At 62.1% G+C, this 24,838-nt stretch carries 20 protein-coding genes; 13 read left to right on the top strand and 7 right to left on the bottom strand.

Translation table 11 applies throughout. The features are described from left to right. The first annotated feature begins 116 nt into the window (after window positions 1–116). The 9 genes from AB1792_02350 (at window position 117) to fumC (ending at window position 11,036) form a co-directional block, all read left to right on the top strand. The gene (locus AB1792_02350; GenBank protein MEW5701059.1) at window positions 117–863 is read left to right on the top strand and encodes a pseudouridine synthase; all 747 of its coding nucleotides are present in this window, start codon (window positions 117–119) and stop codon (window positions 861–863) included. A 243-nt stretch (window positions 864–1,106) separates the two neighbouring features. Further along, window positions 1,107–2,600 (top strand): lysine--tRNA ligase, encoded by a 1,494-nt coding sequence (gene lysS / locus AB1792_02355; protein ID MEW5701060.1) that lies wholly within the window; start codon window positions 1,107–1,109, stop codon window positions 2,598–2,600. A gap of 137 nt (window positions 2,601–2,737) precedes the next feature. Continuing rightward, the gene (locus tag AB1792_02360; GenBank protein ID MEW5701061.1) at window positions 2,738–3,961 is read left to right on the top strand and encodes a lipoprotein-releasing ABC transporter permease subunit; all 1,224 of its coding nucleotides are present in this window, start codon (window positions 2,738–2,740) and stop codon (window positions 3,959–3,961) included. An 85-nt stretch (window positions 3,962–4,046) separates the two neighbouring features. Beyond that, window positions 4,047–4,787, top strand: a complete 741-nt coding sequence (locus AB1792_02365) for an ABC transporter ATP-binding protein (GenBank protein ID MEW5701062.1) — start codon at window positions 4,047–4,049, stop codon at window positions 4,785–4,787. A 121-nt stretch (window positions 4,788–4,908) separates the two neighbouring features. Further along, a complete protein-coding gene (locus tag AB1792_02370; GenBank protein ID MEW5701063.1) occupies window positions 4,909–5,436 on the top strand; it encodes a UvrB/UvrC motif-containing protein in 528 nt (175 codons plus the stop codon). Window positions 5,437–5,461: 25 nt separating this feature from the next. Continuing rightward, window positions 5,462–6,574: a protein arginine kinase gene (locus AB1792_02375; GenBank protein MEW5701064.1), complete on the top strand. Its 1,113-nt coding sequence runs from the start codon at window positions 5,462–5,464 to the stop codon at window positions 6,572–6,574. A 103-nt stretch (window positions 6,575–6,677) separates the two neighbouring features. Then, entirely contained in the window at window positions 6,678–9,140 is a 2,463-nt protein-coding gene (locus AB1792_02380) for an ATP-dependent Clp protease ATP-binding subunit (protein ID MEW5701065.1), read from the top strand. A gap of 106 nt (window positions 9,141–9,246) precedes the next feature. Continuing rightward, the gene (gene rpmA, locus AB1792_02385; GenBank protein MEW5701066.1) at window positions 9,247–9,498 is read left to right on the top strand and encodes a 50S ribosomal protein L27; all 252 of its coding nucleotides are present in this window, start codon (window positions 9,247–9,249) and stop codon (window positions 9,496–9,498) included. A gap of 149 nt (window positions 9,499–9,647) precedes the next feature. Further along, window positions 9,648–11,036 carry a class II fumarate hydratase gene (gene fumC / locus AB1792_02390; protein MEW5701067.1) on the top strand — a complete coding sequence of 463 codons (1,389 nt, stop codon included), beginning with the start codon at window positions 9,648–9,650 and terminating at the stop codon, window positions 11,034–11,036. Window positions 11,037–11,636: 600 nt separating this feature from the next. On the opposite strand, the gene lpxD is transcribed toward fumC, so the two are convergent. The 4 genes from lpxD to rplU form a co-directional block, all read right to left on the bottom strand. Next, window positions 11,637–12,719, bottom strand: coding sequence for a UDP-3-O-(3-hydroxymyristoyl)glucosamine N-acyltransferase (lpxD, locus tag AB1792_02395; GenBank protein ID MEW5701068.1), 1,083 nt, complete (start codon window positions 12,717–12,719; stop codon window positions 11,637–11,639). After that, on the bottom strand, window positions 12,716–13,285 hold the full coding sequence (locus tag AB1792_02400) for an OmpH family outer membrane protein (GenBank protein ID MEW5701069.1): 570 nt from the start codon (window positions 13,283–13,285) through the stop codon (window positions 12,716–12,718). The genes lpxD and AB1792_02400 overlap by 4 nt, the downstream gene beginning before the upstream one ends. A gap of 33 nt (window positions 13,286–13,318) precedes the next feature. Continuing rightward, window positions 13,319–15,709, bottom strand: coding sequence for an outer membrane protein assembly factor BamA (gene bamA / locus AB1792_02405; protein ID MEW5701070.1), 2,391 nt, complete (start codon window positions 15,707–15,709; stop codon window positions 13,319–13,321). 70 nt (window positions 15,710–15,779) lie between these two features. After that, window positions 15,780–16,097, bottom strand: a complete 318-nt coding sequence (gene rplU / locus AB1792_02410; protein ID MEW5701071.1) for a 50S ribosomal protein L21 — start codon at window positions 16,095–16,097, stop codon at window positions 15,780–15,782. Window positions 16,098–16,610: 513 nt separating this feature from the next. Here rplU and uvrB point away from each other — a divergent pair. The 4 genes from uvrB to feoB all read left to right on the top strand — a co-directional run bounded on the left by uvrB (window position 16,611) and on the right by feoB (window position 22,001). Continuing rightward, on the top strand, window positions 16,611–18,632 hold the full coding sequence (gene uvrB / locus AB1792_02415) for an excinuclease ABC subunit UvrB (protein MEW5701072.1): 2,022 nt from the start codon (window positions 16,611–16,613) through the stop codon (window positions 18,630–18,632). Window positions 18,633–18,924: 292 nt separating this feature from the next. Then, a complete protein-coding gene (locus tag AB1792_02420; GenBank protein ID MEW5701073.1) occupies window positions 18,925–19,401 on the top strand; it encodes a transcriptional repressor in 477 nt (158 codons plus the stop codon). A 183-nt stretch (window positions 19,402–19,584) separates the two neighbouring features. Continuing rightward, complete coding sequence (locus AB1792_02425) at window positions 19,585–19,800, top strand: FeoA family protein (protein MEW5701074.1); 216 nt, start codon at window positions 19,585–19,587, stop codon at window positions 19,798–19,800. Further along, complete coding sequence (feoB, locus tag AB1792_02430) at window positions 19,800–22,001, top strand: ferrous iron transport protein B (GenBank protein ID MEW5701075.1); 2,202 nt, start codon at window positions 19,800–19,802, stop codon at window positions 21,999–22,001. Before AB1792_02425 ends, feoB begins: the two co-directional genes overlap by 1 nt. 348 nt (window positions 22,002–22,349) lie before the next feature. Here the strand turns inward: feoB and AB1792_02435 are convergent, their stop codons facing one another. The 3 genes from AB1792_02435 to AB1792_02445 all read right to left on the bottom strand — a co-directional run bounded on the left by AB1792_02435 (window position 22,350) and on the right by AB1792_02445 (window position 24,729). After that, on the bottom strand, window positions 22,350–23,228 hold the full coding sequence (locus AB1792_02435) for a hypothetical protein (GenBank protein ID MEW5701076.1): 879 nt from the start codon (window positions 23,226–23,228) through the stop codon (window positions 22,350–22,352). Between the two features lie 278 nt (window positions 23,229–23,506). Further along, complete coding sequence (locus tag AB1792_02440) at window positions 23,507–24,232, bottom strand: SDR family NAD(P)-dependent oxidoreductase (GenBank protein MEW5701077.1); 726 nt, start codon at window positions 24,230–24,232, stop codon at window positions 23,507–23,509. A 158-nt stretch (window positions 24,233–24,390) separates the two neighbouring features. Further along, on the bottom strand, window positions 24,391–24,729 hold the full coding sequence (locus tag AB1792_02445; GenBank protein MEW5701078.1) for an STAS domain-containing protein: 339 nt from the start codon (window positions 24,727–24,729) through the stop codon (window positions 24,391–24,393). Between the last annotated feature and the right edge of the window lie 109 nt (window positions 24,730–24,838).

The raw sequence follows: 24,838 nt of genomic DNA on the forward strand, positions 1-24,838 counted from the left end.
AAGCCGGAGGGAAAGGTTATCATTCTCCCTCTCCCTCCGGCTTGCCCCGAGCCGGGTCGAGAGGGAGAGGGTCGGGGTGAGGGGTATTCCATCAGCAGCAAGGCTGAAGGGGCGGCATGACTCCAAGATCGCCGAGCACGCGTCAGCGCCTCAACCGCTTCCTCGCGCGAGCCGGTGTCGGGTCGCGTCGACGCGCCGATGAACTGATTGCCGCCGGGCATGTGACGATCAACGGCATCAACGTGACGACGCTGGGGACACTGGTCGACCCGGCGGCAGATACCGTTGCACTCGATGGGCGTACACTCAAGCCGGCCGTTGACGTCCCAATCTGGATCGTCTTCAACAAACCGGCCGGGACGCTGACGGCGCGTCGCGATGCGCGTGGACGCTCCACGATCTACGATCATCTCCCCCAAGAATGGCGTCTGCTGATACCAGTGGGGCGGCTGGACTATGACACAGAAGGTGTCCTGCTGTTGACGTCGGATGGCGACGGCGCCAATCGGCTGATGCACCCACGTTACGAGGTCGAGCGCATCTACAAGGCGACCATCGAGGGTGTTCCGACGCTGTCCAGTCTCCGACGACTGGCTGTGGGGATCGATCTCGGCGACCCGACACCGGCGCGGGCACAGGTGACGATCGTGCACCGTCAACGCGACCATTCCACCGTGCACGCCATCCTGCGCGAGGGGCGCAAACGCGAGGTCAAACGGATGATGCTCGCCATCGGTCACCGTGTGCTCGAGCTCAAGCGCGTGTCATTCGCGGGTATCACCGCGCGCGGGCTGAAACCGGGTCAGTGGCGACAGTTGACAGCGACGGAAGTCAGACGGCTGTCACGTGTCCCTGGCGTTTAAGATACCCGCAGTTATAATCGTGCCGCTCACCTGTCATCCCGAGCGTAGTGATGGATCTGCTGTTCTCGCCAAAGATCCCGAAAGCGAAAAGCAGATCCCTCCTTTCGCCCGGCCTTTCAGGCCGTGCTACACTCGGGATGACAGCAGGGGAACTCCTCGAGCAGTCCGCGAAGAGCGATTGCGCCCCGTTGAAATCCCCCGTATTTTCGTTGCGACCAACGTGTCCAATCAGAGCGAAGAACCATGACCGACACGACACCTACCTCCGATAGCGAGCTGCAGGATCACCGGCGCGCCAAGTTGGCGCGTTGGCGCGCCGCGGGGATTGACCCATATCCGCCGGAGTATGATCGCGCACATCAGGCGCAGCCGATCATCGCCGACTTCGCCCGCTGGGAGAACCAACATGCCCGTGTCGCCGGGCGGATCGTATCGTGGCGTGCCCACGGTAAGAGCACGTTCTTTCACATCCTCGACGGCAGCGGCAAAATCCAATGCTACGCCAAGGCCGACGCCCTCGGCCCGGAGGCGTATGCGCGGCTCGACTGGCTGGACATCGGCGATTTCGTCGGCGTCGACGGGTCGGTCTTCAAGACGCGCACCGGCGAGATCACCATCCATGTGTCCAGCATCACTCTGCTGTCCAAGTCGCTGCGCGACCTGCCGGAGAAGTGGCATGGCCTCGTGGACAAAGAACTGCGCTACCGGCGGCGGTATCTCGACCTGATCAGCAACGATGACGTGCGCAATCTGTTCCTGACGCGTACCAAGATCCTGTCGCGGGTGCGCGCGTTTCTCGATGCGCGCGGGTTCATCGAAGTGGAGACGCCGATTCTCCAGCCGATCTACGGCGGCGCGGCGGCCAGACCATTCGTGACCCACTACAATGCGCTCGATGCCGACTTCTATCTGCGCATCGCCGATGAACTGTATCTGAAACGGTTGATTGTCGGCGGGTATGAGAAGGTGTACGAGGTCTGCAAGGACTTCCGCAACGAGGGAATCGACCGAGACCATAATCCTGAGTTCACCATGATCGAGCTGTACGCGGCGTACACCGACTACCGCGACATTATGGTCCTGCTGCGCGAGTTGATCACCGATGCCGCCGTGGCCGTGCACGGTGCGCCGAGATTCCCGTACGAGGGACAGACAGTTGATCTTGGCGGGCGGTGGAAGGAGATTCCCCTGCTCGACGCCATCCGTGAGGAGACCGGGCTCGACCTGACCGACACCGATCCGGCGCGGGCGCGTCAGTCGGCGCGCTCGATCGGCGTTGAGATTCCCGATGATGCCTCATACGGCAAGGTGGTCGACGAGGTCTTCTCCCAGCGTGTGCAGCCCCAGTTGATCGCGCCAACGTTCATGACCGACTACCCGGAGGAGATTTCGCCGTTGGCCAAGAAGCACCGCAGCAAACCGGGGCTGGTCGAACGCTTTGAGTTGTTCATCGCCCGCAAGGAGGTCGGCAACGCCTTCTCCGAGCTCAACGATCCCGATGACCAACGGGCGCGCTTTCAAGCGATGGCGGAGGCAGCGCATCGGGGCGATGTCGAGGCCCATCGTCTCGACGAGGATTTTCTCCTGGCCCTGGAGCACGGCATGCCCCCGACGGGGGGATTGGGATTCGGGATCGATCGACTGGTCATGGTGCTCACCGGGGCACCGTCGATACGCGAGGTCATTCTCTTTCCCACGTTGCGCCCGCGGTGCACGGCGGACGACAGGGATGTGTAGGGGCGTATTGCCATACGCCCCTACAAGGGGAAACGACCGATCCCCCGCTTCCCTCAACGCGTTCGGGACAAGTCGCCCGGGATGACAATCCTCTGTACGGTCGCGTGCTGGAATCGCGATCCGAACTTGCGCCCCCCATGGCCTACGCCCCTTACATCGCCAGACGCTACCTCCGCTCCAGGCAGCGGCATGGTTTCCTCTCCCTCATCACGCTGATCTCGATTCTGGGCGTGATTGTCGGCACCGCGGTATTGGTGTTCGCGTTGGCGATCATGAAGGGATTCGAACTGGAAGTGAAGAGCCGGATCGTCGGAACGACAGCGCACGTGTCGGTCTTCTCCCGCTATGAGGACGGCATCGCCGACTGGTCCGGGCTGCACGAGAAGATCGCCCGTGTCCCCGAGGTGGAGGCGGTCGCGCCGTTCATCTACTACAAGGCCGCCATCTCCTCGGCGTCCGCCAACGACGGCGTGATCGTCCGCGGCATCATCCCGGAACAGGAAGCGCAGGTGACACGGCTGCGCGAGAGCACGATCCGCGGCGATTGGATGATGGTGGCGGATTCGGGGGAACGACCGATCCTGCTGGGACGCGTGCTGTCCGAACGGCTCGACGTAGATGTCGGCGATGCGGTGGTTCTCTACAGCCTGCGCGGGGAGTCACTGGCCGAAGGCGCGCCGCCCCGGGTCATGAAGTTCACTGTGGCCGGGCTCTTTGAAACCGGGATGTACGAGTACGATGCGTCACTCTGCTACATCCGTCTGTCCGATGCGCAACGGTTGTTCCTCATGCCCGACCAGATCACCGGCCTCCAAGCGCGCGTCACCGACTGGAACCGGGCCGAGAAGGTCGCCGCCGCGATCGAGGATGCGCTCGCCGGCGATCTGTACGCCACCGACTGGAAGCGGATGCATCGAAACCTGTTCGGCTGGATGGCCATCGAGAAGGTCTGGGCGGTGGTCGCCCTGTCGTTGATTGTCGCGGTGGCGGCGTTCAACATCATCTCGACCTTGATCATGGTCGTCATGGACAAGCGTCGCGAGATTGCCATCCTGAAGACACTCGGTGTTCCGGCGCGCGGGATTCGGGCGATTTTCCTGTGGCAGGGCACAACGATCGGACTGGTCGGCACGATCATCGGGCTGGCCATTGGTTTGAGCCTGTGCTGGGTCCAGCACACATTCAGATTGATCTCGCTACCGCCGGAAATCTACTTCATCGACTCATTGCCCGTAATCGTCGATCCTTTCGATGTCATTCTGGTCGGTGTGCTGGCCATCGTGATCTCGTTTCTGGCCACGATCTACCCCGCGGGACGGGCGGCACGGCTGTACCCGGTGGAGATTCTGCGGTATGAGTGAAGAGGGTGGGCTGAGCCCACCCTACAGGGGATGATATCGAGTCGCAGTTTTGGCGATGGAATCGGCAGTATCCGTGGTGAATGAAATGCCGGAATCAGGCGACAATACCAGTAACGGGGGCGGCAGCACGGGGCAACCCATCGCGCGCGCGGTCAACGTCTACCGCCACTTTGAGACGCCGGACGGGACGCTCGAGGTCCTCCGCGGCATCGATTTGGAGGTCAGGCCGGGACAGATGATGGCCATCGTCGGCGCTTCGGGGGTCGGCAAGAGCACGTTTCTGCACATCTTGGGGGGATTGGATCGCCCGACGAGTGGAAAGGTCTTTTGGGGAAACGAGTCCCCCTATATGCTGGGAGACGAGGAGCGCGCCAACCGTCGCAATCGGATGGTGGGATTTGTCTTTCAGTTCCACCATCTGTTGCCCGAGTTTACGGCCGAGGAGAATGTGGCCCTCCCCCTGATCATCGGCGGCATGAACCGGCGTGAGGCCCAAGAGCGCGCCCGGGCGGTTCTCGACCTGGTCGGAGTGGGTGCGCGTGGTCACCACTTGCCGGGCGAGTTGTCCGGGGGAGAGCAGCAGCGGGCTGCGGTCGCCCGCGCCCTAGTCACCGAGGCGACGTTGCTGATCGCCGACGAGCCATCGGGGAACCTCGACCGTCGGACGGCGGAACAGTTGCACGACCTTCTGGGTAACATCACAAAGATGGGAAACAGGGCGGTGGTGGTTGCCACGCACAATCCCGATCTGGCCGGCCGGGCCGATGCGGTACTCACAATGCGGGACGGGCGGCTGCAGGCCGAAGACAGCCGATCGCCGAACTGAAGGGGCGGGCGTACAGAGGGTGATTTGCCTTGATCACCGGGGCAGGCCGGTCTTAATTGGCGCGGCTTGAACGTGATGGCACGGGAGTGGTACACACGCAGTATCGAATGGGGACCAGGCCGTGAAATGTGAGAACTGCGGCGAGCGGGAAGCGAGTGTGCACTTCACGCAGATTCGCGACAACCGCAAGACCGAGATGCACCTCTGCAAGGAATGCGCCAAGAGCAAGGGGTTCCACAACCCGCTCGACGACGTCCCGTTCCCTCTGGCCGAGTTCCTGACCTCCATGGTGCAACGGGGGTCGACCCCATCGGATCCGATCGCCCGGCTGGTCTGCCCCGAATGCGGCATGCGGTTTCTCGACTTCTCCCGGATCGGCCGCTTCGGATGCGGCCATTGCTATACGGCGTTCCGCGCCCCATTGGAGGACCTGTTCCGCAAAGTCCACGGCGCCACGCGTCACCGCGGCCGCAACCCCGACACGCGTGAGACGACGCGGCAGAGCCCGGTGGAGGAGGAGGTCCGGGTCAAGGAGGACCTGAAGCGGGCGATCGAACGCGAGGACTTCGAGCTGGCGGCCGAGTTGCGGGATCGACTCAAAGCCCTGACGGCTGAGTCCCCCCAGCCACACGAGCAGCCCGGAGAGTGACCGGGTGGCACGCGGAGATCGGACAATGCTATCGTCATTTGATGATCTGACGCGCCAACCGGTGAGTTGGCTGGCCGGGAGCGGTGATCACGCCGACGTCGTGTTGTCGAGCCGTGTGCGTCTGGCCCGGAACTTGGCCAAGCACCGCTACCCGGTCCGCGCGGAGCCCGAGGAGGCCGCGGAAGTCGTGTCGTTGGCGCGCACAGCGGTTGAAAAGACCCATCTGCTTCGCAACGGTGTCTTCTTTGGATCGTCGGAGCTGAATCGGGCGGACCGTGATTTCCTGATCGAGCGGCATCTGATCTCCCCGGAGTTCATGCGCGACGACGCGCCGCGGGGGCTGTATGTCGACGCCGACCAGTCGCTGAGTCTGATGGTCAACGAAGAGGACCATTTGCGCATCCAGGCGGTGCGATCGGGTTTGGACCTGCGCCAATCGATGGAGCGGGCCCGGGCCGTGGAAATGGAACTGGCGAGCGTCCTGCATTTTGATTTTGACCAGCGACTGGGTTATCTGACGGCCTGCCCGACCAACGTGGGAACCGGGCTGCGGGTATCTGTGTTGATCCATCTGCCGGGGTTGGTGCTGACCAAGGAAATGGACACGGTGCTGGCGCAGATCAACAAGGTCGGATTGGCTGTGCGCGGGTTCTACGGCGAGGGGTCCGATGTGTTGGGGAACCTCTTCCAAGTATCGAACCAGACGACGCTGGGACGAACCGAGGAAGATCTGGTCGACTCGCTGGAGAAGGTGACGTTGCAGCTTCTATCCCACGAGATGAACTCACGACGCATGCTGTTCACCGATGCCGGTGATCAGATCAAAGACAAGATCTGGCGTGCGTACGGGATTCTGGGCAACGCCCGCGTCCTGACCTCCCAGGAAGTGATGAACCTGCTGTCTGCGGTCCGGCTGGGACTGGCCATGGGCGAACCGGTCGGATTGGACATGGGTCAGATCAATGACCTGATGCTGACCACTCAGCCCGCGCACTTGCAGCGCCTGTTCGACCGGGAACTGTCGCCCGAGGAGCGGGATGTGGCCCGCGCGGACGTCGTGCGGAGCCGGTTGACCAAGAAACGGTCCCGGCGGCGGTCATCCGGCGGTGCCGCCCAGGGCCCGGCTTCGAACGGTTGATGAGGGCAAACGAAACCTCACCGGCAACCGATATACGAGTAGAGAGCGGTGCAAACGGCAATCCATGGGGGAGGCCGTCCGACCACCGCCTGAAGGAAACTCCATGAACGAGATGTTCTCCGAGTCGGCACGCAAGGCGATCGAGTTCGCGCGGGACGAGGCGGCGCGCTTGCGGCACGACTACATCGGCACCGAGCATTTGCTTCTGGGTCTGATCCGGCTCGGCGAAGGCATGGCGATCGACATGATCACGAACATCGGCATCGACCTCGGCGAATTGAAGACCTCGGTGGAAGAGGTCGTGCAGCCGTCGGGCGGCACGATGACGATGGGTCAGTTGCCGCTCACTGCCCGTGCCAAGAAGACGCTCGAAGTTGCCGGCCAGGAGGCGCGCGCGCTCAAGTCGAAGGAAATCGACACTGAGCATATTCTGCTGGCACTGCTCAAGGATGAAGAGGGTGTCGCGGCGCAGGTTTTGTCGATGTACGATGTCGACTACAAGGACGCCTACGAGGAACTTAAGAACATCCGCGGCGGCAAACCGTCGGCGTTTGGCAAGAAGCGCAAGAAATCCAAGACGCCGGCGCTCGATCATTTCGGCCGCGACCTGACCGAGCTGGCCCGCAAAGGGAAGCTCGATCCGATCATCGGGCGCGACAGTGAAATCGAGCGCGTCTCCGAGATTCTCTCACGCCGCAAGAAGAACAATCCGGTCCTGATCGGCGAGCCGGGGGTCGGCAAGACCGCGATCGCCGAGGGGCTGGCGCAACGGATCGTCGAGGGGCAGGTCCCCGAGGTGCTGGAGAACAAGCGGCTGGTGACACTCGACATGACCTCGCTGGTGGCGGGCACGAAGTACCGCGGCCAGTTTGAGGAACGCCTCAAGGCGGTCATGAATGAGATCATCAACTCCAACGATGTGATCATCTTCATCGACGAGCTGCACACGATTGTCGGCGCCGGCGGCGCCGAAGGGTCGCTCGATGCCTCCAATATCTTCAAGCCGTCGCTGTCGCGCGGCGAACTGCAGTGCATCGGCGCCACCACGCTGAATGAATACCGCAAGTACATCGAGAAGGACGGCGCCCTCGACCGGCGTTTCCAGACGGTAATGATCGATGCCCCGTCGTATGCCGACACGCTGGCGATCCTGCGCGGCTTGAAGCCCAAGTACGAAGAACACCACAAGATCAAGATCTCCGACGAAGCTCTGATCGCCGCGGTCAAATTGTCCGACCGCTACATCTCCGGCCGCTACCAGCCCGACAAGGCGATCGACGTAATCGACGAGGCCGGGTCGCGGGCGCACCTGCGTAGCTGCACGAAGCCCACGGAGTTCTCGACGCTGGAAGGACGCATCCTCGAAATCCAGACGGCCAAGGAAAATGCGGTCAAGAACCAGGAGTTCGAGACGGCGGCGCGTCTGCGCGACGAGTTGAAGCTCGCCCGCGAAGAACTGGAAGCGCGCAAGAAGAGTTGGCAGGAAGATCGCGAAAAATCGTTGTACACCCTGACGTCGGAAGACGTCGCCATGGTGGTCTCGAAGATGACCGGCATCCCGGTCTTCCGTCTCGAGGAGAAGGAATCGAAGAAGCTCTTGCGCATGGAGGAAGAGCTCAACGGCCGTGTCATCGGCCAGACCGAGGCGATTGCGGTCCTGACGCGTTCCATCCGACGGGCGCGCGCGGGCCTGGGCGACCCTCGTCGGCCCATCGGGTCATTCATCTTCCTGGGCCCGACCGGCGTCGGCAAGACCGAGTTGGCCCGGGTACTCGCGCAGTTCCTGTTTGAGGACGCCGACGCGCTGATCCGCATCGACATGTCGGAGTACATGGAGAAATTCTCAGTGTCGCGTCTGATCGGCGCGCCGCCAGGGTATGTCGGTTATGAAGAAGGCGGACAACTGACCGAGAAGGTGCGTCGCAAGCCGTACTCGGTCGTGCTGTTGGACGAAATCGAGAAGGCGCACCCCGAGGTGTTCAACATTCTCCTGCAACTCCTCGATGACGGGCAGTTGACCGACTCCTTCGGACGCAAAGTCGACTTCCGCAACACCGTCGTGATCATGACCTCGAACATCGGCACGCGCCAGCTCCAGGACGACAAGACGATGGGATTCCAAAAGGATCAGGTCGTCTCGTCGTACGAGCACATGAAGACCAAGGTCGTCACCGAACTGAAGAAGATCTTCAATCCCGAGTTGCTCAATCGCATCGACGAGACGATCATCTTCCATCCGCTGGGGACCGGCGAGATCGGCCGGATTGTCGACTTGATCCTGCAGGATGTGGCCAAGCGGCTGGCGGAGCGCGGCATCTCGTTCCATCTGACTGCCGCGGCGCACGAGTTCCTGGCCACCAAGGGGTACGATCCCAATTTGGGCGCGCGTCCGTTACGCCGGGCTATCCAAAAATACCTGGAAGACCCGTTGGCGGAGGAGATCCTGCGCGGCCAGTTCGCCGGGGACTGCAATGTGGCGGTCGACGTCGATCCCGGCGGGGAGCAGTTGCGCTTCTCTCTGCAAACCGTGTCGACCGTATCCGAGACGGAGCCGGCGCATACCTGAACCGGGTACAAAAATCGATGCTGGGGTCTTGCGCAGACGGGACGCAGGGGTTATACTTTAAGTTTGCGGCCATGGAGTCCGCGACTGTTCAGTGAGGGTTTGAGAGATGGCGCACAAGAAGGGTGTCGGTTCGTCGCGCAATGGGCGCGATTCGCACGGGCAACGGTTGGGCGTGAAGGCCTATGGCGGGCAGTTGGTGAGCGCCGGGTCGATCATCATCCGTCAAAAGGGCACACGGATCCACCCCGGACGCAATGTCGGGGTCGGCAAGGACTGGACTCTGTACGCCACGGTGGACGGGATTCTCTCCTTTGTCCGCAGCGGCCGCGACCGCACTTACGCGCACGTCGACCACTGAACCCAGACATTCCATGATCGGATTTCCAGGGCCGCTTCCAGCGGCCCTTTTTCGTTGCTGTCACTCATGCATGCCGGCTCACATTCCGGATTGACCCCGGCCGCAGGTGACGTGTATCCTGAGTTCGAGGTCAGAAACCGGGAGGGACTATGCAGATGCGGGTGGAATCCGATACGATGGGGCAGATCGAAGTACCGGCGGACCGCTATTGGGGCGCCCAGACCGAACGTTCACGACAGAACTTCAAGATCGGCGGTGAGCGCTTCCCGCGTGAACTGATTCGCGCCCTCGGCATCCTGAAGAAGGCGGCGGCGCTGGTCAATCAGGACTTGGGAACGCTGCCCAAAGAGAAAGCCGATCTGATCGTGCGCGCCGCCGACGAAGTGATCGACGGACGTCTGGATGCGCACTTTCCCCTCGTGGTCTGGCAGACCGGATCGGGGACCCAGACCAACATGAACACCAACGAGGTGATTTCGAACCGGGCGATCGAATTGGCCGGCGGGACGATGGGATCGAAGAAACCGATTCATCCCAACGACGACGTCAACAAGGCGCAATCGACCAATGACGCCTTCCCCACGGCGATGCACATCGCCGCCGCCGAGCAAATCAGGCATCACCTGATACCGGCAGTGCAACGGCTCCGCGACACATTGCAGAAGAAGTCGGTCGAGTTTGCAGACATCATCAAGATCGGCCGCACCCACCTGATGGACGCGGTCCCGTTGACGCTGGGTCAGGAATTCTCAGGGTATGCGCAGCAGTTGACCAATGGCATGGCGCGTCTGGAAGGGTGTCTCCCCCACCTGTATGAACTGGCGCTCGGCGGCACGGCGGTCGGCACCGGCTTGAACACCCACCCGCAGTTTGCGGTCAGATCGGCGGCCAAGATCGCCGAGCTCACCGGACTCCCGTTTGTCAGCGCGCCGAACAAGTTCGAGGCGCTGGCGGCGCGTGATGCGATGGTCGAGGCCTCCGGCGTTCTCAAGACGCTCGCCTGTTCACTCATGAAGATCGCCAATGACGTGCGCTGGCTCGCCTCCGGGCCGCGTTGCGGTTTCGGCGAGATCAACATCCCCGAAAACGAGCCGGGGAGCTCGATCATGCCGGGGAAGGTCAATCCGACTCAGTCAGAGGCCATGACCATGGTCTGCGCGCAGGTCCTCGGCAATGACGTCGCCACCAACCTCGGCGGCGCCATGGGGAATTTCGAGTTGAATGTCTTCAAACCGCTCATCGCGCACAACGTACTGCGTTCGATCCGCCTTCTGGCCGACGCCTGCGAGTCGTTCGATGAGCACTGCGCCTCCGGGATCACCGCCAACCGCGAGAAGATCGATTACTATCTGCGCAACTCGCTCATGTTAGTGACGGCGCTCAATCCGCATGTCGGATACGACAACGCCGCCAAGATCGCCAAGAAGGCCCACGCCGAGAACAAGACCCTGCGCGAGGTGGCCGTCGGACTCGGCCTTCTGACCGGCGAGGAATTCGACGCAAAGGTCCGCCCGGAGAAGATGATCGGCCCGACGTAGAGATGCGTTGATGGCCGTGACCTTGGTCACGGAGCCGTGGGTTGACAACGATCCGGACCTACCCGGACCAAGGTCCGGGCCACACAGCCCCTTAGTGCCCAACCCGCAGGGTGGGTTTCGATTCCGACCATAGGATCCCACCCTTCGGGTGGGGTACTATTTCGCAACCGCAAGAGCCCCTCACCCCTTCGACTTCTCTCAGGGCAAGCCGATCCGACCTCCGGCCGGATCGACCTCTCCCCCTCGGCTCTGCTCGGGGCAAGCCGGAGGGAGAGATTGCTGTACCCGATTCGGCCGCCGGCGGATTCTTCGAAGTGCCACGCACAAACTCGTTTGTGCGTGCCGTGGTCGCTTGGATGGACGGGATCATGCACAAGCGTCCCGCCGCCGTTGCGTGGGGATGCTTGTGCATGGCACCCAGACAACTCACCTGCAAGGTAGGGTGGGTGCTTTGCACCCACCGTTCACACCCAAGACCGCCGCGTAGGGCGGGCTCCGCCCGCCGCAGGGGGCTGACAGCCCCCTGTCCGACAGTCGCGGTCGATTGAGGACAGCGGGTTTTCAACCCGCTGACGGTGGGTGCGGAGCACCCACCCTACATCACGGTTTCGTAGGCGGGACGATTCGCGCCGCGAGTTGTTCTTCCAGCGCCGCGAGGCGTTTCTCGAGGGCGTGGATGGTCTTCACGTGGTCGGGCAGGGAACTGATGGTGGCATAGATGCGGCGCTGCAGGCCGATCTCGTGGGCGGGGGTGCCGAGCCAGACAGTGCCCGGCGGGATCGACTTGCCGACCCCGGATTGCGCCGCCACCACCGCGTTGTCGCCGATCTCGAGGTGTCCCACGATGCCGGCCTGGCCTGCAATCGTGACGTGGTCGCCGATTTTGGTGGAACCCGAGATGCCGACCTGGGCGATGATGATGCAGTCTTCGCCGATCTGCACGTTGTGAGCGATCTGCACGAGGTTGTCGATTTTGGTGCCGCGGCCGATGGTGGTCTGACCCATCGTCGCGCGGTCGACGGTGCAGCCGGCGCCGATTTCGACGTCGTCGCCGATCGTCACGCCGCCGACCTGCGGGATTTTCTCGTGCTTGCCGCCAATCGGGGCGTATCCGAATCCATCGGAGCCGATGACCGTTCCCGGATGGATGCGCACGCGCGATCCCAATGTGCACTCGCGCAGGATCGTGGCATTGGGGCCGATCATGCATTCCGACCCCAAGACGGTCTTGGCACCGGCATACGACCCGGCCATGATGACCGAACCGTCGCCCACGGTGGCGTCATCGGCAATGACGCAGTGCGGCCCGACATGGACACGCTCGCCGATGTGCACGCGTTGGCCAACCACCGCCGTGGCGTCGATCCCGGGGGGCGGTGACGCCGGCGGCGGGTTAAACAGGACCAGAATACGGAGGAAGGCGTAGTAGGGATCGTCATGAACGATGAGCGTACCGCGTGGCAGGAGCCGGCGTTCGCGGAGCGAATCGACAACGGCCGTCGCCACAATCACGGCGGAGGCGTGCGTGTCTTTGAGTCGATCGGTATACTTGGGGTTGGCCAGAAAGGTCAAATGGCCGGCCGTCGCCGTGTCGATCGGCGCAACACCGCAAATCGGCGTCGTGCCGTCGCCTTCGACCCGCGCCCCCAGAAGCGCCGCCAGCTCGGCCACCGTGCGCGTCATTTCAACTTGGCCAATTCCTCGAAAACGCGGTCCGTGAGGTCGAGCTTCTTCTTGGCGTACATGATCGGGGCGAACTGGATTCCCGCCGGCGTCATGTAGATCTGCGACGCGTTGAAGACGAAATCGTAGTCCTCGCTGGTCGCCACGGTCTTGACGACGTCCTGAATCTTCTGCAGGATGGGGTTGGTCAACTCCCCCCGACGCTTCTCCGCTTCGCCTTCGAGCCGCGTCTTGGTATCCATCAGGGATCTTTCCATCGCGGCCAGTTCATCCTCACGCTGCTTGCGGGTCTGCTCGGAGAGAAGAAGCTGCTGCTTCTTGTAGTCCTCCACCTTGCCGAAGTAGACCTCCTGCATGCTGTCGAAGTCGGCCTCCCAGGTGGCGGCATCCTTCCGGAACAGCTCCTCGGCATCTTTGAATTCCTGGTACTCGCTCAAGATCCGATCCAGGTCGACCCAGCCGACCTTTCCCTGGGCCCGCCCTTCGCGGGCCATCCCGAAGAGCATCAAGAGCAGAAGACCGGCCAGCATTGCGGCCGTACGGTTCAGGCGCGTCCACTTCGTCATTGTGTTCTCCCCGATATGGCGTCCTCCTGTTCGTTAGAAGGAACCGCCGAATTGGAAATGCGGTTTGAGTTTTCCCTTTTCGTCCCCACGCAGGGGAATGCCAAAATCGAATCCGAGCATCCCGACGCCCGGCACCGTAATGCGGAACCCGAAGCCGTACGACGTGAACAGGTCGGCCGGATCGATCCGGGCGGCGCTGTACCAGACGTTGCCCGCATCGAAGAACAACAAACCATGGATCTGCTTCGGCACAATGGGAAATGTGATCTGCGCATTCATCACCAGGAAGGCCCGGCCGCGCACCGTGTCCATCACGCCGTAGCGGGGATTGCGCCCGGTGATCAGGTCGGCGACAAAATCGCCCGGGACAGTCTCCAGACGATCGGCGCCGCGTGACGTGTCGGTGACCGCGAGAATCGACCGGTCATCATATCCCCGGATCATGGCATCGGAGCGGATACCGCCGGCATAGAACTGCTCCGAGTAGGGAACGGCCGACCCCGTGGTGCCGCCCTGGATCACGCCCAGGTTCCATGTCGGCGCCAGCGTGAGTCCCTTCCAGAGCTTGCGATAGCGCGAATAGGTCAGGTTGTGCTTCGTGTACGACCAGTCGCCGCCGAGCGCCCCACCGCCAAACTCCAAGCGGTAGGAGGCGCGGCTCCCCTTGGTGGCGAATTCCGGCAGGTCGCGCGCATCGCGCACGACGCTGAACGAGGTCGCGGAGATGACGCCGTTGGCGGCGGCGGTCAGCGCCGCCTGATCCGCGGCGCTCCAGGCCGCGGAGAAGTCGGTGTATTTCTGGTCCTCCCAGCGATAACTCCAGTAGACGCTGAAATAGTCATCGGGCCAGCGTAAACGCCGCCCCAGGCGCGTGGAGATCCCGGTCGACTTCTGGGTGAAATCATCGGTCCCCTCGACATAGGCCTCGTCCCAGATACGATCCAGTTTCTGAATATCGAATCCGACCGACGTCGGCGTGTCCATGAACCATGGCTCGGTGAAGCCGACGCTGTACGATTGACGCCGGTTGCCGAATTCGAGCATCAGATTCGCGCTCTGGCCGCCGCCGAAGAGGTTTGGGATGCCGAGATTCACCGTTCCGACCAAATGGTCCTGCTCGGAATACCCGCCCCCGACCTGGATCTGCCCCGTCGGCTTCTCCTCGACGTTCAAGGTCAAGTCCACGCGCCCATCGGGAAGCTGGCTGAAATCCGGCGTGACGTTGCTGAAGTAGTTCAGGAGCATGACATTCCGTAGCGATCGCTGCAGCGCCGAGCGCCGGAAGACCTGCCCCGGGTAGATGGCCAGCTCCCGCCGGATGACCTTGTCCTTGGTGCGCACGTTGCCGGTGATGTTGATCAGGTTGACGTGCGCCGGCACGCCCTCGGAGATCTCGTAGGCGACATTGACCATCGTGTCCTGCGTCCGAGTCTCATTGATCACCCGCGCGTAGAGATACCCCTCCTCCATGTAGGCGTTGTAGATCTCCTGCTCCGATTTATCGAATGCCTCCTGATCGAATACGTCCCCAGAGCGATACTGCAGTGCCCGCCGCAGTTTCGCTTCGCTTAAGACCGACATGCCGGTGAACGTGGTCGTGCCGAAGTAGTAACGGGGTCCCTCGCTGACGGTCATCTGGATAGTGACCCGCGTCTTGTCGTCATTCAGAACGACCGTGTCGCTCAGAATCACGGCGTCGAGATATCCCCGCTGCCGGTAGGCGTCGATGACCGCCCTCTTGTCATCGGCGTATTTCTCGCGATTGAAATGCCCGCCGCCAAAGATCGAACGGAAGAAGCCGTGCGGCTTGTTGGACATCTTTTTGGTCAGCACCTCCGACTCGACTTGGGCGTTTCCCATGAACTCGACGCGGGCGACCTTGACGGGGTTGTTCTCCTTGATCTGGAAGACCGCATCCACCTCGCCGGTAACGGCCGTCGACACCAACTCGGAGCGCACATCGACGAGAAAGAATCCTTTCTTCGCATAGGCCGCACGTATGGTTCGTTCCGCCTCCTTCAATTCATTTGGTCCCACCGTCTGACCCCGCTTCAAGGCCAGCGAGAAGTCTTTTTCTTTCAACTCCTTGTTGCCTTTGAAGGACAGGCTGCTCAGTCGGGGCAACTCACGGACGTGAATGGCCAGACTCAGCCCTGTGGGGGTCTGCTCACCTTCCACGCGTACATCGGCGAAGAGATTCAAACCCCAGACCTGGTGGACGGCGCGCTGGATGTCTTCGCGCGTGAGGTTCCGCCCGACAACCAGGCCGGAGACGTTCTTGATCAACTGCGGATCGGTGGACGACTGACCCTCGACGCGGAGTTCGCTGAGCACAGTGCTCTGGGCCTGCGCGTCATCGACGCAGAAGCTCAAACAACACGTGAAGAAAGCCAAGACGAGTCCGAAGATCCGCGCGCAAGGCATGGGACGCGACCGGCCCTTCGGCCCGGTGGACACGGCGGTGCCATGCCCGCCGGCGGGCCGAACCGAGTGACTACGCGTGGACAGCAGTGATGCGCACCTTCGTCTGCGGCTGGCGATGGCCGGTCCGGCGCCGGTACTTGACGCGGCGTCGGAAGTGAAACACGACGACCTTGTCCGCGCGGTCCTGGCTGAGAATCTCCGCGGCCACTGTGGCCCCGGCGACATGCGGCTGTCCGGTCCGGGTTTCGTTGCCATGGCGGACCAAGAGAACCCGGTCGAAGGCGACCGTCGTTCCGATCTCTCCCGCCAGATGGGGAACGCAGACGACATCACCGGTCCCCACCGCAAACTGCTTCCCCCCTGATTCAAAGACTGCCTCGTATGCCATTCGTCCCTCGTGGTTGAAGCGGTCAACCCCCTCGCGAAAACACAAACCACTATCATAACATTCCCCCCGCTCAAGTCAAGCCATTTCAGGCACTTCCGCCTCTGCAACTTATACTCCCAGCGGCGTGCCCTGGCTATTGCAGGGCCTGCGGAAAAACCCATCGAAAAGGGACCGTCATGCAAGGCGCTTGCTTCGTCGCTCGGCCCGCTTCCTGAGCGGACTTCGCTCCTCGCAACGACTTCAAGATCAGCCAAGGTTCAGCCCTGTCGTTGCGAGGAGGTCGTCGGCTGGAGGCAGCCGACCGACGAAGCAACCGCCCTCCTTGGGTCGGCTTCTTCAACCCCCCTCTTGCACTCAGGAGCAACGGCGCGGGGACGCTACAGACGCAAGAGAGGCTGGGGACGCGGTCGCCCACTGTTGCCGGGAGGGCCAGCAAGTGATAGAACCAACGGGCGCCGCGGCGTATCTTCCACCCGGACGGAATCACACGCTCGTCGAGGTAATGTCATGACCATGTTCGACCTGCGACAGGATGTCTTTGATCTCCACAGCCCCTATCAGCCGACCGGGGACCAGCCCGCCGCCATCGCGTCTCTGATCGACGGCCTCCGGCGCGGATTGGCACACCAGACACTTCTGGGGGTGACCGGATCGGGCAAGACGTTCACCATGGCCAACGTGATCGCCCAATGGGGGCGGCCGACTTTGGTCCTGTCGCACAACAAGACGCTGGCAGCGCAGTTGTACGGGGAATTGAAGTCGTATTTCCCCCAGAACGCCGTCGAGTTCTTCATCAGCTATTATGACTACTACCAGCCGGAGGCGTATGTCCCCCAGACCGACACCTACATCGAAAAGGACACGTCGATCAACGATGACATCGACCGTTTACGCCTGCGGGCCACGGCGTCGCTTCTGGAGCGACCCGATGTGATCATCGTCGCCTCGGTGTCGTGCATCTATGGCCTGGGCTCGCCGGAGGAATATAAGAGCATGATGGTCTTTGTGCGCGTCGGCGAGTCGATCCCGCGCGACCGTCTCCTCTCGGCGTTGATCGACATCCACTACACGCGCAACGATTTCGATTCGGCCCGCGGGACATTTCGCGTGCGCGGCGACACGGTCGAGATCATGCCCGCCTACGAAGAAACGGCGGTGCGGGTCGAGTTCTTCGGCGATCAGATCGAGCGGATCACGCTCGTCGATGCCCTGACCGGCGAGGTGCTCCGCCGCCAGGACAAGAAGGCGATCTACCCCGCCAAACACTTCGTCACCAGCACGCCGCGGCTGACGCAGGCGATATCCTCGATCGAGACCGAGCTTGAACTCCGATTAGCGGAGCTGCGCGCCCAGGACAAGTTGCTCGAGGCGCAACGGCTCGAGTCGCGCACGCGCTTCGACATCGAAATGATGCGCGAGATCGGCTACTGCAGCGGGATCGAGAACTACTCGCGGCATCTGTCGGGACGGCAGCCGGGGGAGCGGCCATTCACCCTCTTGGACTTCTTCCCCCGCGATGATTTCCTCACGATCATCGACGAATCGCATCAGAGCCTGCCGCAGGTGCGGGGCATGTACGCCGGGGATCGCTCGCGCAAGGAGGTGCTGGTCGAATACGGCTTTCGCCTCCCCTCGGCATTGGACAATCGGCCGCTCTTCTTCGATGAATTCTGGTCGTGCTTGGACAAGGTGATCTACACCTCGGCGACGCCGGCGGAACTTGAGCTGGAGAAATCCGGGGGCGTTGTGGTCGAGCAATTGATCCGTCCCACCGGGCTGGTCGATCCGGAGATCGTCGTTCGCCCGCTCGACAGGCAGGTCGATGATCTGATCGGCGAGATTCGTCAACGCGTCGCCGCCAAAGAACGCGTGCTGGTGACCACACTCACAAAGCGCATGGCGGAAGACCTCGCCGATTACCTGGCTCAACTGCACATTCGGGTGCGCTACCTCCACTCCGAAATCGACGCCATCGAGCGCACGGAGATTCTGCGTGATTTGCGACTCGGTGAATTCGACGTTTTGGTCGGGATCAACCTGCTGCGCGAGGGGCTGGATCTCCCCGAAGTCTCGCTGGTGGCCATTCTCGATGCCGACAAGGAGGGGTTCCTCCGCTCCGAGCGCTCGCTGATCCAGGTCTCGGGACGGGCCGCGCGCAACAAGAGCGGGACTGTGATCATGTACGCCGATGAGATCACCGATTCGATGCGTCGCGCCTTGGATGAAACCGCGCGCCGACGCACCATTCAGCAGCGATACAACGAGGAGCACGGGATCATCCCGCAGACGATCGTCAAGACCGAGGACGAGATTCGCCGCTCCACCGTGTTCGCCGATGCCAAGACCGAGTGGGTCGATACCGAGAGCGACAAACCGCGCCGTCCGACCGGCTTTGAGCAGATGGCCCTCGACGACCAGATCATGTTCCTCACCAAGGCGATGAAAGATGCCTCCAAGAAACTCGACTTCGAGCAGGCGGCGAAGCTGCGCGATGAGATCGGGGAGTTGCGGAAGCAGCGACATGGCAAGAAGTAGAGTGTGTGCAACTCGACTCCGTTCGCCACAAGCAGAGGACGCACCCTGCTTCTTTGTCAGTTCCGCCGGGAGGGGGCAGGTCGGAGACCCCGCGGCGATGGCGCACGCCGCAGAGCACGACATAACACGTTATATCACAACACCTTACTGCCGTTTCGCATCGGCGGGCGGTTTGACAAATCCCTGCGCCGGGGAACTTCGGACCGCGGAATAAAGTTGACTCAGAACGTTCGGATTCCGTAGATATAGTGGGCGAAGATGAACTTCGCGTTCAAAATCGTGGGAAGAGGATATGAAAAAGAGTGAGGCCAAGGACGGCGGGGACACGGTCAGCCAGCAGCGCACCAACTTCGACAACTGGGTCCGGCGGCGTGGTCTGAAGCGTTCCAGCCAGCGCGGGACGGTGGTCGACATCTTCCTGCGCAACACCAATCACGTGTCGTGCGACGACATCTACCAGATCGTCAAACGGCGCGATCTGCGCATCGGGTACTCCACGGTCTACCGCACGCTCAAGCTCCTGACCGCAGCCAATCTGGCGCGCGAAGTGAACTTCGGCGACGGCGTGACGCGCTACGATCACAATTACAACTACAACTTCCAGAATCACTATCACCTGATTTGCACCTCATGCGGCGAGACCACCGAGTTCACCAGCAAGGCGGTGGACAAGAGCCAGAAGCAGATCGCCGGCCGGTATGGATTCGTCCCCCAGCACCACAAGTTGGAAGTCTATGGCCTGTGCCGGGCGTGCCGGAACTCGTCATAGCTGGATGAACGGGACGGTGGAGGCGGTTCCGGCGTGATCACCGCACCTTCGGCACGACGGACAACAGCGTTTATGATCCCTCCCTTCCGCGACAGACCGGTCCCGGGGAACGGGGGTCGGCGCTTCCGACGCCGTCGCGGCCACGGCGGCCCTCCCACGGAACGGAACGGCACCCTGGCACAAATGAGACCCGGCCAGACAGCGCGCATCGTCGGGCTGTCCGGCCACAGCAATCCCGGCCTGGCCTCTCGCATCTTGGAAATCGGACTGGTGCCGGGGACGGTCGTACGTTATCTGCGTGCCGCACCCCTGGGCGATCCGATCGAAGTGGACGTCGAGGGGTTCCTGCTGTCGCTGCGTCGCAACGAAGCCGAAGTGGTGCTGGTGGAGATCGATTGATGGACCCGCTGGCCGTCCGCAATCGGAATGCCGATGTGCCCCGACTTGTGCCCTTCCTCACAAGCGGCCGGCCGCGCTTCACCGTCGCCCTGATCGGTAATCCCAATTCCGGCAAAACCACGTTATTCAACGCCCTCACCGGGCTGCGCCAGAAGGTCGCCAACTACCCCGGCGTCACCATCGAGCGGAAGACCGGGCGGTGGCAGACAGACCGGGCCGACTACGAGCTGATCGATCTGCCCGGCACGTATTCGCTGATTCCGCATTCTCCGGATGAGGCGATTGCCACCGATCTGCTGCGCGGCGAGGGAACAGACGCGGCTCCGGACGCGGTGATATGCATCGTCGACGTCAACAACCTCTCCCGGCACCTCTACCTCGCCGGTCAGGTCATCGAGCTTGGTCGGCCGGTGGTGATTGCCCTTACGATGGTCGACGAGGCGCGGCGTCGCGGGGCGAAGGTCAAGTCTGCCCGGTTGTCGTCACAACTCGGCGTCCCCGTGATCGAGGTCGTGGCGACCGAGGGAATCGGCCTCGACCGACTCGCGGCGGCATTGGACAGCGCCTTGGCCGGTCCATGGATTGCACCGAAACGCGGCTACCGACTCCCCCCGGCGTTGGAACGGAGGATCGCAAAAGCGATACCGCAGGCAGAGGCCAACGAATCCCAAGTCCTGTCATGCGTGGCCGGGCAACACACACGGGCCTGCACCGAGAAACTGGAGCAGGTTGCTCATGCGGTCCGCGCCGATCTTGGGGTGGACGAGGAAACAGTCCGGCGTTTCATCATCGAGGGGCGCTACCGTTGGCAGCGCGACCTGTCACGCATGGCACTGCGGCGCAACGGCTCACGCGTGGCCGACTGGACGCGCCGTTTGGATGCCGTCTTCTTGCACCCCGCATTGGGGTTCGCCATCCTGCTGGCCATTCTGGCGCTGATGTTCCAGGCGGTGTTTCGCTGGGCCGCGGTGCCGATGGACTTTCTCGGCACCGTGACGGGAACCTGGCTTCCCTCCTGGACGGCTCGAATCCTCGGGCCCGGACCGCTGCGCAGTCTGGTCAATGACGGTGTGCTGGCCGGCGTGGGATCGGTCGTCACCTTCTTACCGCAGATTCTGATCCTGTTCGCATTCCTGACCGTCCTCGAAGATTCCGGATACATGGCGCGCGCCGCCTTCATCCTCGACCGCATCATGTTCAAAGTCGGGCTGTCGGGACGCAGCTTCATTCCGCTGCTCTCGTCGTTCGCCTGCGCCATTCCGGGGATCATGGCCACGCGCACAGTGCCGCATCCACGCGACCGCCTCACCACCATCCTTGTGGCGCCATTAATGACGTGCTCGGCGCGTCTGGTGGTCTATACCCTGTTGATCGCCGCGTTCGTCCCTGATCTCCCAATCTGGGGTCCTCTACGTCTGCAAGGGGTGACTCTGCTCTCCCTGTACGTGCTGGGAATCGTGGCGGCGGCGGGGGTCGCGGCATTGTTTCGCAAGACAATCCTCCGTGGCCCGACGCCGCCTCTGTTGTTGGAGCTTCCCGCCTACCGCCGGCCGCGGTTGCGCACGCTGGCCCTGTCGCTTCTTGAACGCACGCGGTTGTTTTTGACGACGGCGGGGACGATCATCTTTGCCGCCTCGATTGTGCTGTGGGCGCTGTTCACCTACCCGCGCAACAGCGAAGTCGAGCGGCGATTCGTGGCGGAGCGGCAGACGATCCTGCAACAGCCCGACGCGACAGTCCGAGCCGCTTCATTGACCGCACTCGATCACCGCGCGGCAGCCGAGCGCTTGGAACACTCCGCGGCCGGGTCCATCGGACGCGTCATTGAACCGACACTGCGGCCGCTCGGATTCGATTGGAAAATCGCCATCGGCATCATGGGGTCGCTGGCCGCGCGCGAGGTCTTTGTCTCGACGATGGGTATCGTCTACGGCGTCGGCTCGGACGGCAACGATCGGGGCCTGATTGACCGCTTGAAGGCGGATCGCAATCCCCGCACCGGCGCGACGGTCTGGACGCCGCTGGTGGCCATCACGCTCATGGTCTTCTATGCCTTCGCATTGCAGTGTGTCTCCACGATGGCGGTGATGCGGCGCGAGACCAACAGTTGGAAATGGCCGGCCTTCGCCTTCGTGTACATGGGCGTGCTCGCCTATGCCGCCGCCCTGTTGACCCGCCAGGTGTGGCAGTATTTCTCGTAGGGGCAAACGATGTTCCCGTTGAATCTGCCGATTCTCGTCCAAGATATCCTGGTGGCGGCCTTTTTTCTTCTGGCCATCGTGATCTTCATCCGACGCCACCACCGACACGCCAAATCCGATCAAAGCCCCGCCTGCCGCGCCTGCGGCGCAGTCCGGAAAGAAGCAGCCCCCTCGAATCGTAGGGTGGGTGCTATGCACCCGCCGGCAGGGGGCTGAAAGCCCCCTGTCCGCAAGATGCCAGGTTGCGCAAACAACGGGCAACCAAAGCGGTGCCGACTCCGCGGAGTACACCCGAGCAAAGTGCGTGGATGGAAGGACTACTGCTCAAGAGACTCAAGCGAGCTGCTTTCAGCGGAAGACACGGCCCTCGGGAACTATGTTAGTTGAGTCGTGCCGAGACGCGTGTTCGTAGGCGATTATGTAGCGGACCTTCACACGGCCTACAGTTGGAGGCGACTTGATCACGAATCTCCACTGCGAGTCGTGAACTGTGAAGTACTTACCCGGTTCGTCCAAGAACCCCACGGGCTGCACGACCGTGCAACTCATATGGACAGAATCCGGGCCCGCGTCTTGGATGCCACAGACGCCCCTCTTCTCGACTCGAAGAGAACGAGAGAGGTCAAAGAAGAACGTGTAGAAGCGCGACGGGCTATTCCCCTTGTTGATTACGACTGGGAACACTTCCCTGAATCCGCTGTCTATGACATCGGTGTCGAATCGAAGCACGAGTTCTGATCTCCTGCCAAGCTCCTTCTCGAGCAATTCCTGACGCTTCGCGACCAACTCCACTTGGCGATCAGTAACGGCTACGACCTTATCAAGCTGGTCACGGTAGTTGACCAAGCGCTCAGAGAATCCGTGCAGTTGGTTGGTTAACGTATCTAGAGAAGCCCCGATGACTTGCTGCTGCGATCTGGCCGCCTCTGACATACCTCTCACGGTCTGATCAAACTTCTCGACACTGGCGGGAAGCCCTTCAAGACTCGCGGATGTTCGATCAAATGCCGAATTCAGCTGCTTCAGTTTGTCCCCATGCTGTCGGCTAGATTCAACGGCAAACCGGAAGGACCACGCCGCCAGCACCAGCGCAGTGAGGGTCACCCAAGGTTGAATCCACTTCCCGAATCGGTAGAACCTCGAGCGATGCTCCGCTGGCTCCGTCCGCAGCGTCCTGCTCTCGATCTCCTTCCCAAGACCCTTCCTGAGGCCCCTCCCCAGTCTCATTTTTCCCTCTCCCCATCCCTCTCTCTTGAACTCCAATTCCAAGTGAAAGCAGACGGGGAGGATCGTCAATAGGACAGATCATGCATAGCCGAAGCATGGACAACAGCGAAAGAAACAGCAGATTCCTCGCTACGCTCGGAATGACTAACGAAGCTTGATGTTCAAGTGTAAGCTGTCACCCCGAGCAAGGCGAGGGGTCTGCTGTTTGTTCGGGCAATTCGGAGGGAAGAACAGGCGCAGCAGAGCGATAGTCGAAGTCCGAGCGCTCCCAACCGTGTTCACGCCGTCCGCGTGACGCGGACTTCCATTTCGCGGATGAAGATGCGGGCGGGCTGGCGGGCGATGTAGACGACCGCCTCGGCGACGTCGGCGGCCTGGATCATGTTCTCCGGCTTGATCCGGGTCGAACGTCCGGCGCGGAAGTCGGGAGCATTGACCGAGCCGGGGCAGATGGCGGTCACACGAATGTTGTGGGCGCGCAGATCAAGCCCCATGCATTCGTTCAGCCCCATCAGGCCGAATTTTGAGGCGCAGTACCCCCCGCCACCTTCGGAACCGTACTTCCCGGCGATTGACGAGATGTTGATGATCGTGCCGCCGCCATCGGCCTTCATGCGCGGGATCACCGCCCGGGCGCAGAGAAAGGCGCCGCGCAGGTTGGTGTTGATCATCTCATCGAATCGGGCCACAGAAAGTTCATCGATTGGCGCGAAATATCCGAGCCCGGCGTTGTTGACCAACAGGTCCACCCCGCCGAGCCAGTCGATTGCCTTTTGGAACTGGCGCTCGACGGCATCGGCATCGGCAACATCAGCGACAAAGGCCTCGGCGCGAGCACCCCGCTTACGGCAGTCTTCGGCCCGTTCCAGGAGTAGATCGCCGCTGCGCGCCATCAGGGCCAGCACGGCCTTCTCGGCAGCGAGCCGTTCGGCGATCGCCCGGCCGATTCCCTTGGAGGCGCCGGTGATGATCGCGCGCAGACCGGACAGATTCGCTGTCTCCATCAAGAACCACCTTTTTCCATCCAGCATGATTGGTGGGCGAAGCCCACCCTACAAAGACAGAGCCATCGCGCAAAGTAGGGTGGACTCTGCCCACCGATCCGTCAATGAGACCTGGTCGAGCCGACTCGTGCTCGCATCCTCCACGATCGCCGCGGCGCCTACTTGAAGCTGGCAATCGCCTCGTCGAGGGAATCGTAGGTCTCGAACACCGTGGTCAGCTTCGAGATGATCAGGATCTTCTCGATCTTCTGGGTCAGATTGGCGAGTTTCAGGTTCCCGCCGATGTCACGGAACTTCTTCCAGTGGTGGATCAGGATGGCGATGCCGGAGGAGTTGATCCAGTCGGCGTTCCCCAGGTCGATCACGACCTTTTTGCACTGCCGGCCCAACAGGGCATAGAGCCGTTCGTCCAGCTCGCCGGTGTCGGCCCCGCCCAGGAACTTCCCTTTTGCCTCAACCACCTCAACGCCGTCCTTCTCGTACGATTTGACCTTCATCGCTCCTCCTGTGGCCGACCGCCCTGCGACCGGATCGCCATGGCCGTTGGGTCATTATACGCAAAGGCCAGGCCGATGCCAAGCCCCCTCCCCGTCCGATGGGAGGCGA

The organism is Candidatus Zixiibacteriota bacterium (genome assembly GCA_040752595.1).
Classification (GTDB): domain Bacteria; phylum Zixibacteria; class MSB-5A5; order WJJR01; family WJJR01; genus JACQFV01.